The following is a 12,394-nucleotide window of genomic DNA, read 5'->3' as shown; positions in this document are numbered from 1 at the left end:
ACCCGCCGACCATCCCCGCCACGGCGGGGATTTTTTCAGGCTTCGCCAGCGGCAGGCGACAGCAACGCCTCGCACACCTCACACAGGCGCCCGGCCAGACGTCGACCCGGCGCCGACAACTGGGCCCGCACGTGCAGTGCCACTTCCACATCAGGCACGGGGGCGAAGCCGGCCATGCCGTCGAGCAGGCGGTGGCCGGGCCCGACCAGCCGGCGCGGCAGCAGGCTGATGCCCAGGCCCTGCTCCACGGCGGCTTCCAGGCTGGCCAGGCTGGCGCTCACATAGGCCAGGCGCCAGCGCCGGCCGGCGGCATCCAGCGCATGCGTCATCTCGCTGCGGTACAGGCCGCCCTGCGGAAACACCACCAGGGGCAAGGGATCCATCCCGTGGCAGGGATGCCGCGCACTGTCTATCCAGGCCAGCGGTTCGGGCCAGCGCGCCATGCCGGGCGTGCTGCCGCTGCGCTGCTTGACGATGGCCAGGTCCAGCTCGCCGGCCTGCAGTTGCTGCCATATCGCCTGCGACAGCCCGCTGGTCAGCTCCAGGCGCAACTGCGGCTGGCTGCGCGCCAGCGCGCCCAAGGCGGGCATCAAGGCATGGCCGGCAAAGTCCTCGGGAACACCGATGCGCAGCACGGCCTCGGTGGCGCCAGCCAACTGCTCCACGGCCTCGTCCATGAGGGCCAGGATGCGTTGCGCATAGGCCAGCAAGCGCTCTCCTTCCAGCGTGCATTCCACATGGCGCCCGCTGCGGTCCAGCAGCGTGCAGCCCATTTGCTCCTCCAGCCTGCGGATCTGCTGGCTGACCGTGGACTGGGTCAGGTGCACGCCCTGCGCCGCGCGCGTGAAGCTGCCGGTTTCGGCCACGGCGCAGAAGCTGCGCAGCAGGGTGGGGTCTATGGAAGAGGGCTGCATGGGGCTTGGGCGAATTTCAGTGGCTTTGTCACTGCCTGGCATTTGATCATTTAATTTTCCAATTGATGACCCCCGTCCTAGACTGCGGCCTCAGCTCCCGATTGCCCAGCCATCCCCATGCAAGAACAAGAACACATCCGCCTGCTGCGCCATGCCGTGCAGCTGGCGCACGACAACCGCCTGCGGGGCGGCCGGCCCTTCGGTGCCCTGCTCGCGCGCGAGGGGCAGATCCTGTCCACGGGCGTCAACGAGATCGTGCAAAGCCATGACCCCAGTGCCCACGCAGAAATGCAGGCGCTGCGCGCGGGCACGCGCGCCCAGGCCAACGCCCGCCTGGCCGGCTGCACCATCTACGCCAGCGGCCACCCTTGCCCCATGTGCCTGGCGGCGCTGGTGATGGCCGGGGCCGAGCAGGTCTTCTTCGCCTTCGACAACGCGGATGCCCAGCCGTATGGCCTGTCCAGCGAGGGCGCCTACCAGCGGCTGCGCATGCCGCTGCAGCCGCCACCGCTGCCCCTGAGGCGGCTGGACACGGGCATCACGGCGGCCCAGCTGTACGGCAACGCCCCCTGGGCCTGAAGCCATGTCGTCCATTGCGCCTGCGCACACCGAGACCCCTGCCGCGGCACACGCCATTCCAACGGCGCTGTGGCTGGCCACCGTCGTGCTGGTCACGCTGAACCTGCGCCCGTTTCTCACGGCCATCGGCCCGCTGGGACCGCAGATCCAGTCCGCCACCGGCATGGATCTGTCCACGCTGTCCTGGCTGACCCTGCTGCCCATGGCGTTGATGGGCCTGGGCGCCTGGCTGGCCCCGGCCGCGCTTCAGCGCCTGGGTCCGCGCCGCGCCGTGGTCGGGTCCTTGGCGGTGATTGCGCTGGGCTGTGCGCTGCGCGTGGCGGGCTCCAGTGCGGCCACCCTGCTGGCCACGGCCGCGCTGTGCGGCGCTGGCGTCGCCCTGGTGCAAGGCGTGCTGCCGGGCCTGATCAAGCGCCAGTCGCCCGCACGCATGGCCCAGATGATGGGGCTGTACTCGGCCGCGCTCATGGGCGGCGGCGCCCTGGGCGCCCAGATTTCGCCGCTGGCCGTGCAATGGGGACTGGACTGGCGCCTTGCGCTGGCGCTGTGGACTGCGCCCGCCCTGCTGGCATTGGCGCTGGCGCGGCATGCGCTGCGTGCGTTGCCGGCTCCGGCGCCCATGGCAGGGGCCAACGCCACGCAAGACACCGGCTGGCTGCGCCGGCGCCCGCGCACCTGGATGCTGATGGCCTGCTTCGGCCTCATCAACGGCGGCTATGCGGCCATGGTGGCCTGGCTTGCGCCCTTCTACCAGACGCACGGCTGGAGCCCCGCGCAAAGCGGCGGCCTGGTCGCCCTGCTGTCGGTGGCACAGGCCGGCGCCGCGCTGGGACTGCCCGTGCTGGCTTCGCGCCATGCCGACCGGCGGCCATGGCTGGGGTTCACGCTGCTGTGCCAGATCATCGGCCTGGCCGCGCTGGCCTGGTGGCCTGATGCGGCGCCGCTGCTCAACATCGTCATCCTCGGCATCGGCCTGGGTGGCTGCTTCGCGCTGATGATGGTGGTGGCGCTCGACCATCTTCCCCACCCCACGCAGGCCGGGGCGCTCAATGCGCTGATGCAGGGCGGCGGCTTTCTGATTGCGGCGCTGGCGCCCTATGTGATCGCCCGGCTGCACCAGTTCACGGGCGGATTCGGCGCCGGCTGGCTGGCACAGATGGCCGCCGTGCTCGTGGTCTGCGTACTGGTGTCCCGCCTGGCACCGCAGCGCTACGCCCAGGCCATGCGGGCACCCGGCGGCTGACCCGCTTCAGTGCGCCGTTGCCTGGAAGCCGGCAGACCAGCGCACGAAGGCCCAGACGCACCAGGCCAGGCCCAGCGCCACCAGGCCGCCGCCGATCCAGCCGATGTTCTGCATGCCCGCATGCATGCTGACCTGACTGCCCAGCAACGCGCCGCCGCCAATGCCGATGTTGAAGATGCCCGAGAACATGGACATGCCCACATCGGTGGCGTCGGCTGCCAGCTTGAGCACCTGGGACTGCATGGCCAGGGCGAAGCAGATCATGGCGACACCCCAGACCGAGCTCATCACATAGAGCGAGGCCTCATGGCCCGAGGCCGGCACCAGCATCAGCAGGCTGGCCGACAGCACGCCAATGGCGGCCAGCAGAAAGCCGCGCGGATGGCGCAGGCCCCACCAGCTGAACATCACGCTGCCCACGATGCCCATGCCGCCGTACAGCAGCAGCACGGCCGTGGTCACCTTGCCCTCGAAGCCCGCGATGTCCTGCACGAAGGGCTCGATATAGCTGTAGGCCATGAACTGCCCGGTGATCACGACCACCAGCAGGATGTAGATGGACAGCAGCGCCGGACGGCGCAGCAGCATGGGCACGCTGGCCAGGTTGCCCGCGTTCTCGCTGGGCAGGCGCGGCAGCAGCCGGGCCAGGGCCACCATGACGATGGCCGCCACCCCGCCCACGGCCAGGAACGTCGTGCGCCAGCCCAGCCATTCGCCCACGATGCGGCCCAGCGGAATGCCCAGCACCATGGCCATGGAGGTGCCGGTGGCCAGCAGGCTCAGCGCCACGGCCTTCCTTCCGGGCGGCGCCACGCGCACGGCCAGCGAGGCCGTGATGGACCAGAACACCGCATGCGACAGCGCGATGCCGATGCGGCTGACCATGAGCGAGGCAAAGCTCCAGGCCACGCCCGACAGCACATGGCTGGCCACGAACAGCGCGAACACGCCCATCAGCAGCTTGCGCCGCTCCACATTGCGCGTGAGCAGCATGAAGGGCAGCGAGGCCAGGGCCACGATCCAGGCATAGATGGTCAGCATCAGCCCGACCTGCTCGGTGGGCATGCCAAAGCTCGCGCCAATGCTGCTGAGCAGGCCCACGGGCACGAACTCGGTGGTATTGAAGACGAAGGCGCCCAGCGCCAGCGCGATCACGCTGAGCCAGGCCTGGGCGGCCGTGGGTGTGGATGACGCGGAAACGGAGCCGGCCGCAGCGGAGACGGAAGGGGGCATGGGGAACGTGGGGCCTTTTTTGTTGCAGCGCAATATTGTGCTGCGCCATGCGACCGCCTGATGTCAGCTGCCGCGCAGGCCCCAGTGCCGCCAGGGGGACTCAGGCCGGAGGCAGGTGGCAGACGGCCTCGATGTTGTGGCCGTCGGGGTCGAGCACGAAGGCCGCGTAATAGTCGTCGTGGTAGTGCGGTCGCAGGCCGGGCTCGCCATTGCAGCGCCCGCCTGCGGCCAGGGCGGCCGCGTGGAAATCATCGACCATGTTGCGGTTGTCCACGCGAAAGGCCACATGGATGGGCGGCTGGTTGGGCTCGCCGCCGGTGATCCAGAAATCAGGCTTGGGCGGCTCGCCAAAGCCGGCCGTGTCGCCGTGGCCGGTGAGCTCGGCGGACAGCTCCATCAGGATCTCGTAGCCCAGGGGAGCCAGCGCCCGCGCATAAAACTCCCGGCTGCGGTCGAAGTCCGATACGAGGATTCCCGTGTGGTCGATCATGGCGGCGCTCCTGCCTGTTCGTGACAGGCACCAGCATGCCATGGAGGCCGCCTGCGCACCAGCCGGGAGCCCCCGGTGCTCAGTAAGCGACGGTAAAGCGCTCGCGCAGGTGCAGGCCCTTGTCCAGCGCATCGACCAGGGCCACGGCCAGATCGGCGGCGGAGATGGTGCCGGGCTGGCCGTCGGCCTGCATCAACGGCTCATCCTTGCCCGTGCGGTACTGGCCCGTGCGCTCGCCATGGTCACCCAGGTGCAGGGCAATCGGCGGGCTCAGCATCGTCCAGTCCAGGCCCTGCTCCTTTTGCAGATCGTTGAGGGCATCGCGCGCAGCCGAGGCGCCGGGCTTGATGGCGGCCGGGAACTCGGGCGTGTCCACCAGTTGCCTGCCGGGCGCGATGTAGAGGCTGCCCGCACCGCCCACCACCAGATAGCGCTTGACGCCAGCCGCCTTCGTGCCCGCCACGATGGCGCGCGAGCCGCGCATGAAATCCTCATAGATGTCGGGATTGCCCCAGCCCGCGTTGTAGGCGCTGACCACGGCGTCCGCGCCTGCCACGGCCCGCTGCACGGCGGCGGCATCCAGCACATCGGCCTGCACGGCGTGCAGATGCGGCTGGGCCGCCAGCCTGGCGGGGTCGCGCACCAGGGCCACGACCTCGTGGCCGCGCTGCAGCAGCTCCTTCAATACCGCCGAACCCACAAAGCCGGTTGCGCCAATGAGTGCCACTTTCATCTTCATTCCTTTGCGGCGCCTGGGCGCCTGTTCACGATGGCATTGAGATTACGCCGTTCACAATCGCTGCGGAAGACGGCAGTTTTCACCAACAGCTTGAAGCACCACTTCACAATACAGCCCATGGACGACTACAAACGCATGGCCGTTTTCGCCGCCGTGGTGCAGCACGGATCGATGAGCGCCGCCGCGCGCGCCCTGGGCATGAGCCCCTCGGCCGTGAGCCAGCAGGTGCGCCAGCTCGAGCGCGACGGCGGCGTCACCCTGCTGCACCGCTCCACCCGGCAGATCGCCCTCACCGACACGGGCGAGCGCTACTACCAGCAGTGCGCCGCCATGGCACAGGCCGCCAGCCAGGCGCGGGCCGAACTGGCCGCCGCGCGCGACGAGCCCGGCGGCGAACTGCGCCTGTCGGCCACCGTGGGCTTTGCGCGCCACATCGCGCCGGCCCTGGGCAGCTGGCTGGCCCGGCATCCGGCACTGCGCCTGCACCTGGATGTGGACGATGCGCCCATCGACCTCATCCAAAGCCGCATCGACCTGGCGCTGCGCTTTGGCCGTCTGGCCGACTCCGGCTGGGCGGCCCGGCGCCTGGGCGCCATGCGCAACTGGCTGTGCGCCTCGCCCGCATGGATACAGGAGCACGGCGGCGGCGCGGCCTGGCGCCACCCGGCACCGCTGGCCAGCGCGCGCTGGCTGGGCCTTGCGCGCGAAGGCCAGGGCCAGGCCCTGCGGGCCGAGGCACGCCATCCGGCCACGGGCGAGACCTACAGCCTGCAGGTGCAGCCCCATGTGGCCAGCAACAACCAACTGTCCCTCCAGCAGATGTGCGAGGCCGGCCTGGGCCTGGCCCTGCTGGGCAGCATGGACGTTGCCGACGCGGTGGCCGAAGGACGCCTGGTGCGCCTGCTGCCCGACTGGGACTTCGGCGGCCTGGACATCTGGGCCGTCACCCCGCAGCGCCAGGCCCAGCCCGCCAAGGTGCGCCAGGCCATTGCCGCGCTGCAGGCCTATCTGGCGCAGTTGCCCGGCGTGGTCGATGCGCCGGCGCAGGCCCCGGCCGAGGTCCCGGGCCGATAAAAAAAGCCCGCACAAGGCGGGCATGAAAACGAAGGAAGGACAGGCTCTCAGTCGAGGGCCGTCTTCTGGCCGTTCTTGAACACGCTCAGCGTGTACGAAGGGTTCTTCATCTCGCCGTTCTTCTCGAAGGCGATCTTGGAGGTCACGCCCGAGTAGTCGGCCTTCTGCAGGAAGGGGATGTAGACCTTGGGGTCCCAGGAGTTGGCGCGCTTCATGGCGTCGGCCAGCATCATGGTGGCGTCGTAGAAGTACGGGCTGTAGACCTGGAACTGGCCGGGGTACTTGGCGTCGTAGCGCTTCTTCCATTCCGTGCCGCCAGGCATCTTGGCCAGCGAGGCGCCGCCGTCGGCGCAGATCACGTTGTCCAGCGGCTTGGCGCCGGCGGCCACCTTGGCCAGCTCGGGCACGCACAGGCCGTCGCCGCCGAAGTACTTGGCATCGTTCATGCCCAGCTGGGCCATCTGGCGCAGCATGGGGCCGGCCTGGCCATACATGCCGCCGTAGAAGATGCCTTCGGGCTTCTTGGCCTTGATCGAGGTCAGGATGGCCATGAAGTCCGTGGCCTTGTCGTTCGTGAACTCCGAGGCCACGACCTTCACGCCCAGCTTTTCCGCATCCTTCTTGAACACATTGGCCAGGCCCTGGCCGTAGGCCGTGCGGTCATCGATGATGGCCACGGTCTTGAGCTTGAGCGTTTCGGCCGCGTACTTGGCCAGCGCCGCACCCAGCGCGTTGTCATTGGCAATCACGCGGTAGGTGGTGTTCCAGCCGGGCTTGGTCAGGTCGGGGTTGGTGGCCGCGCCCGTGATCATGGGAATGCCGCAGTCCTGGAAGACCTTGGACGAGGGAATGGCCACGCCCGAGTTGAGGAAGGCCACGGCGCCGGCGACCTTGTCGTCGCACAGCTTCTGCGAAGCGGCCGTGCCCTGCTTGGGATCGGCCACATCGTCTTCGGCCACCAGCTGGAACTTGACCTTCTTGCCGGCGATCTCCATGCCCTTGGCATTGAGGTCGTCAATGGCCATGCGCACGCCGTTCTCGTTGTCCTTGCCGAAATTGGCCTGGGGTCCGGACACGGGGCCGATGTGGCCGATGCGGATCACCTGCTCCTGGGCCATGGCCACGCCACCCATGCCGGCCACGACGGCCGCAATACACAACTTCCGGGACATCTTCATCGCGCACTCCTCAGTTGAAACAGGCCGTCACGTTATTCCCGTCATCGCGGCTTGGCAATGGCGCGTCACGCCGCGTGACGGGACCGCGACACTCGGCCCCAACTCAGTGTTTACGAGAATCCATCCCCAACCAAAGCTGTGCTGGGAGGCTGGCCGGCTCAGGCCGCGCGCGCCTGGCCCAGTGCCTGTACCTGCGCCAGCTGGTCCAGCGCCGCCAGGCAGGCATGCGCCACTTCCACGCCCTTCTTCACGAAGTGGGCACGGAAGAACTCCACATGGTCGCCATGTTCGTGGAAATCGCGCGGCGTGAGCACGGCCGAGAACACCGGCACTTCGGTATCGAGCTGCACGCGCATCAGGCCGTCGATCACGGCCGAGGACACGAACTCGTGGCGATAGATGCCGCCGTTGACCACCAGCGCGCAGGCGATGACCGCGTCGAAACGGCCGCTGTCGGCCAGCTTCTTGGCCAGCAGCGGGATCTCGAAGGCACCGGGCACGTTGAAGTGGCTGATGTTCTGCGCGGCCACTCCCTGGGCCTGCAGCTCGGCCGCCATGGAGTCGCGCGCCTGGTGCACGACATCGGTATGCCAGCTCGCGCAGATCACGGCCACGCGGCTGCGGCCCGCGACGGCCTTCCACGGCGTGCCCGAGGCCGTGCCGTGTGCGGAGAAGTTCAAGGAGACAGGAGTCTGATTCATGGTGCTCTTTCGAGATGAGACAAATGAATCAGGGCGCGCGCCATGGCGCCGCATGGCGCGGCACAGCCCATGGGACAACCATGGGCATGGCGCCTGCCATGCAGGTGCTGCGCGATCTCTTTCATCCGGACTGTGACCGTCGGCTCTGGCATCTCACCAGATCTGCTGACCCCGGCCGGCCTTGCGGCTAGCCGGGCGCTCGCGGGCTGCCGGACACATGCCGAAAGACAGATCCAGATACCGCCGGTGGGGAATTTCACCCCGCCCTGAGAACGCTGCTTTGCGGCGCACGGACTGCGCGCCGCCAAAGACAGCGGACATTCTAGTCCCGCGCAGATGCCATTGCGGCGATGGGGGCGGCCGCAGCCATTGCGCGCTGTGCCTGCGGATTTCATCTGGAAGCACCTACAGCACATGGACCAATTGCTATCAAAATAGAAGTCCCGCTGTCGCCGTCGTTGCCTCGCCAGGACGATCCAGGTCAACCATTGAGGCCTGTCAAACGTCATATGAAGAGATCCAGACAGGAAACACGCCTTTGCCCGGACACCACACCATGACCCGAACCAACGCCTCCCCCACGCAGCAGCGCCCGCAGCCTGGCCTGCGCCCCCTGCGCCTGCTGGCCGGCCTTGGCCTTGCAGCCCTGGTCACCGCCTGCGCCGTGCCGCCCGATGGCTATTCGGACATGGGCTCCGGCTACCCCAGCTATCCCAGCTACCCGTCCTATCCCAGCTATCCGTCGGGCGGCGTCGTCTACCCCTCGTATCCCACGCAGCCCGCCTATCCGGACAACGGCTGGTACGAGCGCCAGCGCCTGCAGCGCGAACGTGAGCGCCTGCAGTACGAGCGCGAGCGCATCCAGCAGGAACGCAACCGCGATGCCTGGCGTGACCGCCAACAACGCGAGCGTGAAATGCGCGAGCGCGACCGGGACCGTGACCGCCAGGCCCAGGACCGCGACCGCCAGTTGCGCGAGCGCATGCAGGAGCAGCAGCGCCGCGAAGCCGAGCGCCAGCAGCGAGAGCGCGAACGCGACCAGGGCCAGCAGCAGCGCGAGCGCGAACGCCAGCAACGGGACCGGGAGCAGCAGCAACGTGACCGCGAGCAGCAGCAACGCGCCATCGAGCGCATGCAGCGTGAAAGCCAGGGCGGCGGCAACCCCTACCCCACCCAGGATCCGCGCCACTGGCGCTGAACGGCTGACCGGCGGCATTTCCAGCCCCTGGGCGCCGCACCATAATCGGCAATACACCACATCCTTGTGCCGCTTGTGATGGGAAAGGAAACCGCCATGCACCGCACCCAAGACCTTGGCCACACCGGCCGCCGTTCATCGGCGGCCGCGCGCTGGGCGCTGGCGGCGCTTGTACAGATGTTTGTACCGATGTTTGTACCGCTGGTGCTGGCGCTCACCGCAGGCCCGGCCTCGGCCCAGGTCATCCGCTGCACGGACGCCAAGGCCGGCCGCGTCACCTACACCAACAGCAGTTGCAAGGACGGCGAAAACCGCGTGCAGGTGCAGGAAGCCCCCAGCCCCGAAGAGCTGGAGCGCGAGCGCGCGCAGTCCGCCGCCGCCATAGAGCGCAAGAACCAGCAACTGGCCCGCGAAGAGGCCGAGCGCCGCACGCGTGCCCAGCAGCAGGAACGCGAGGCACGCAGCCGGCGCGAGCGCGAGAACTCGGCCCAGCGCGACGGCGGCGACTCCCCGGCCTGCCAGCAGGCGCGCCGCCGCCTGGACACCATCCTGGCCGAGGCCAATCCCGATCCCGCCACCTGGGGCCCGCGCAGCCAGGCCGCCCAGCAGCAGATGGAGATGGCCTGCCTGGGCCCCAAGGCCTATGAACAGCTGCAGCAATCGCGCGCATTGCAGCCCAATGCCATCAACCGGCCGTGGATCGTCGGACGCCCCGTGCCGCCGCAGCCGCTGCCGCCTTCGGCCCCCATCTCGCACTGCAACGTGTTCCGCTGCTACGACACCAACGGCGGCATCCACCCGCGCTGATTCAGGCGCGCAGCCCCTGCTCCACGGTCGGGTAGCGCAATCTCAGGCCCAGCTCCTCCTTCAGGCGCTGGTTGCGCAGGCGGCGTGACTCCCCCATGAAGCTCAGCAGGCTGGCCGGCAGCTCGCGCTGCGCCTGCTCGCGCGTGATGCGTGCGGGGCGCGGCAGTCCATAGAGATCGGCCGCAAGGTCGAAGTAGTCGCCCATGCGCAGCTGCGTATCGTCGCTGGCGTGGTAGATGCGCTGCGGCCGGCCGAGCCACAGCGCCCGCACGCAGGCGCGGGCCAGGTCGTCGGCATGGATGTGGTTGGTATAGACATCCTCTGCGGCGCACAGCAGGGGGGTCCCTCGCAGCAGGCGCCCGCGCGGCGTGCCGTTTTCCCGGTCCGGCGCATAGATGCCCGGGATGCGCAGAATGCTGGCGCGCAGGCCGCCGCGCCCGGCAAAGCGCACGGCTCGCTCGGCGTTCACGCGGCGCTGGGCACGCGCCGTGGCCGGTGCGGGCGGGCGGCTTTCGTCGATCCAGGCGCCCTCGCAGTTGCCATAGACGCCGGAGGTCGAGCCATAGACCAGGCTGGCCGGCCGGCCGCGAAGGCGCAGCACGCGCAGCAAAGCCGTGGTGCGCGGGTCCAGCCACCAGCCATCTTCGCCGGCAGGCGGATTGGGCGGCGGCGCCAGGTGGACGACGCGCGTGGCCAGGCCGGCCATACGGCGCAGCGTGGCAGGCGCGTCCAGATCGCCCAGCAGCGGCGTGATGCCGCGCCCGCGCAGATCCTGCAGGCGCTCGGCGCCACGCGTCAGGGCCAGCACGCGCGGGCCCCGTCGTGCGGCACCCGAACGGGCGACGGGCGCGCCCGCCAATGCACCAGCCACGCGCAGCCCCACGTCGCCGCAGCCGACGATGAGCACGCGTTCGCGTCGAAAGCGCGCCGGCAGCGCGCCCAATGGGTTTTGGTTTGAGGGCAAAATCCTGGCCTGTTGCGAGGGCGGCCACCCGCGCGCCGCCGGTCGCGGCAGCGGCATGTCCGTCCGGGAAAGAAGATCGCCGGCGCGCTCCACGCGCCGCCAGCGCCCCCGAGGATACCGAGAACATGACCGAGATAGCCAACGCTTCCCACGAAATCACCGTACAGCCCAGCGGCCGCGCCTTCGCCACGCAGGGCAGCGAGACCATCCTGGCCGCCGCCATCCGCTGCGGCGTGGGCCTGCCCTATGGCTGCAAGGACGGTGCCTGCGGCTCCTGCAAGTGCAAGAAGCTGCTCGGCGAGGTCACCCATGGCGCCCACTCGGAAAAAGCGTTGACCGCCCAGGAAGAGGCCGACGGCTATGTGCTGACCTGCTGCGCCACGCCCAGCACCTCGGTGGTGCTGGAGTCGCGCCAGGTGACCGATGCCAGCGCCTTCCCGATCAAGAAGATGCCCGTGCGCGTGGCCACGCTGGAGAAGAAGTCGCACGACGTGATGCAGGTGCGCCTGCAGCTGCCCGCTGCAGACAAGTTCCGCTACCACGCAGGCCAGTACGTGGAATTCATCCTGCGCGACGGCGCCCGCCGCGCCTACTCCATGGCCACGGCCCCCCATGTGCAGGACACGGCACCGGGGCTGGAGCTGCACATCCGCCACATGCCGGGCGGCAAGTTCACCGACCACGTGTTCGGCGCCATGAAGGAAAAGGAAATCCTGCGCGTGGAGGGCCCGTTCGGCAGCTTCTTCCTGCGCGAGGACAGCGACAAGCCCCTCATCTTCCTGGCTTCGGGAACGGGCTTCGCCCCCATCAAGGCACTGCTGGAGCACATCCGCCACAAGGGCATCACCCGCTCCGTCACCCTGTACTGGGGAGGACGCCGGCCCGAGGACCTCTACCTCGACGCCTGGGTGCGCGAGCAGGCCGAGGCCATGCCCCAGCTGTGCTATGTGCCCGTGGTCTCCGACGCGCTGCCGGAAGACGGCTGGAACGGCCGCACGGGCTTCGTGCACCAGGCCGTGCTGGACGACTTTGCCAACTTGTCCGGCCATCAGGTCTATGCCTGCGGTGCGCCCATCGTGGTCGATTCGGCACGCCATGCCTATGTGGAGCAACGCGGCCTGCCGGCGGAAGAGTTCTACGCGGACGCGTTCACCTCCGAGGCCGACAAGGCTTCCTGAGTGCGCAGAAGGTGGCACGGATCAAGCAATACGCAGAAAAACTGCTTCCCATACCTGCGCGCAGCCAGGTGTCGCAATTTTTTTGCACAATAGCGC

13 protein-coding genes and 1 riboswitch are annotated in these 12,394 nt (G+C 68.9%); of the genes, 6 read left to right on the top strand and 7 right to left on the bottom strand.

Annotation, left to right across the window (positions count from 1 at the left end; all coding sequences use genetic code 11):
• Nucleotides 1–35: 35 nt before the first annotated feature.
• Complete coding sequence (locus tag ACN20X_RS10375) at nt 36–914, bottom strand: LysR family transcriptional regulator (RefSeq protein WP_016452579.1); 879 nt, start codon at nt 912–914, stop codon at nt 36–38.
• A 117-nt stretch (nt 915–1,031) separates the two neighbouring features.
• Between ACN20X_RS10375 and ACN20X_RS10370 the strand changes: the two genes are divergently transcribed.
• Together ACN20X_RS10370 and ACN20X_RS10365 are read left to right on the top strand one after the other, a co-directional pair.
• Complete coding sequence (locus tag ACN20X_RS10370; protein ID WP_473210561.1) at nt 1,032–1,493, top strand: nucleoside deaminase; 462 nt, start codon at nt 1,032–1,034, stop codon at nt 1,491–1,493.
• A 4-nt stretch (nt 1,494–1,497) separates the two neighbouring features.
• Nucleotides 1,498–2,736: a cyanate transporter gene (locus ACN20X_RS10365; protein ID WP_016452581.1), complete on the top strand. Its 1,239-nt coding sequence runs from the start codon at nt 1,498–1,500 to the stop codon at nt 2,734–2,736.
• 6 nt (nt 2,737–2,742) lie between these two features.
• Here ACN20X_RS10365 and ACN20X_RS10360 read toward each other — a convergent pair whose 3' ends face one another.
• From ACN20X_RS10360 to ACN20X_RS10350, 3 genes are all read right to left on the bottom strand, one after another.
• Complete coding sequence (locus ACN20X_RS10360) at nt 2,743–3,969, bottom strand: sugar transporter (protein WP_473210560.1); 1,227 nt, start codon at nt 3,967–3,969, stop codon at nt 2,743–2,745.
• 100 nt (nt 3,970–4,069) lie between these two features.
• Nucleotides 4,070–4,459, bottom strand: coding sequence for a VOC family protein (locus tag ACN20X_RS10355; protein ID WP_016448965.1), 390 nt, complete (start codon nt 4,457–4,459; stop codon nt 4,070–4,072).
• Between the two features lie 79 nt (nt 4,460–4,538).
• A complete protein-coding gene (locus ACN20X_RS10350) occupies nt 4,539–5,192 on the bottom strand; it encodes an NAD(P)-dependent oxidoreductase (protein WP_016448966.1) in 654 nt (217 codons plus the stop codon).
• Nucleotides 5,193–5,315: 123 nt separating this feature from the next.
• On the opposite strand from ACN20X_RS10350, the gene ACN20X_RS10345 reads away from it, so the two are divergent.
• On the top strand, nt 5,316–6,272 hold the full coding sequence (locus tag ACN20X_RS10345; protein ID WP_016448967.1) for a LysR family transcriptional regulator: 957 nt from the start codon (nt 5,316–5,318) through the stop codon (nt 6,270–6,272).
• Nucleotides 6,273–6,319: 47 nt separating this feature from the next.
• Here ACN20X_RS10345 and ACN20X_RS10340 read toward each other — a convergent pair whose 3' ends face one another.
• Nucleotides 6,320–7,450, bottom strand: coding sequence for a branched-chain amino acid ABC transporter substrate-binding protein (locus ACN20X_RS10340; RefSeq protein WP_016448968.1), 1,131 nt, complete (start codon nt 7,448–7,450; stop codon nt 6,320–6,322).
• Between the two features lie 158 nt (nt 7,451–7,608).
• Nucleotides 7,609–8,151: a 6,7-dimethyl-8-ribityllumazine synthase gene (locus tag ACN20X_RS10335; protein WP_016448969.1), complete on the bottom strand. Its 543-nt coding sequence runs from the start codon at nt 8,149–8,151 to the stop codon at nt 7,609–7,611.
• A 109-nt stretch (nt 8,152–8,260) separates the two neighbouring features.
• Nucleotides 8,261–8,429, bottom strand: a riboswitch (FMN riboswitch).
• Nucleotides 8,430–8,707: 278 nt separating this feature from the next.
• On the opposite strand from ACN20X_RS10335, the gene ACN20X_RS10330 reads away from it, so the two are divergent.
• Nucleotides 8,708–9,349, top strand: coding sequence for a hypothetical protein (locus tag ACN20X_RS10330; RefSeq protein ID WP_016448970.1), 642 nt, complete (start codon nt 8,708–8,710; stop codon nt 9,347–9,349).
• A gap of 96 nt (nt 9,350–9,445) precedes the next feature.
• Nucleotides 9,446–10,156, top strand: coding sequence for a DUF4124 domain-containing protein (locus ACN20X_RS10325; protein WP_016452583.1), 711 nt, complete (start codon nt 9,446–9,448; stop codon nt 10,154–10,156).
• A 1-nt stretch (nt 10,157) separates the two neighbouring features.
• Here ACN20X_RS10325 and ACN20X_RS10320 read toward each other — a convergent pair whose 3' ends face one another.
• Entirely contained in the window at nt 10,158–11,177 is a 1,020-nt protein-coding gene (locus tag ACN20X_RS10320) for an SDR family oxidoreductase (protein ID WP_016452584.1), read from the bottom strand.
• A 68-nt stretch (nt 11,178–11,245) separates the two neighbouring features.
• Between ACN20X_RS10320 and ACN20X_RS10315 the strand changes: the two genes are divergently transcribed.
• Nucleotides 11,246–12,298, top strand: coding sequence for a CDP-6-deoxy-delta-3,4-glucoseen reductase (locus ACN20X_RS10315; RefSeq protein ID WP_016452585.1), 1,053 nt, complete (start codon nt 11,246–11,248; stop codon nt 12,296–12,298).
• Nucleotides 12,299–12,394: the final 96 nt, after the last annotated feature.

Source organism: Delftia sp. PX-1, assembly GCF_055797465.1.
This window is presented reverse-complemented; position numbering and strand designations above follow the sequence as displayed.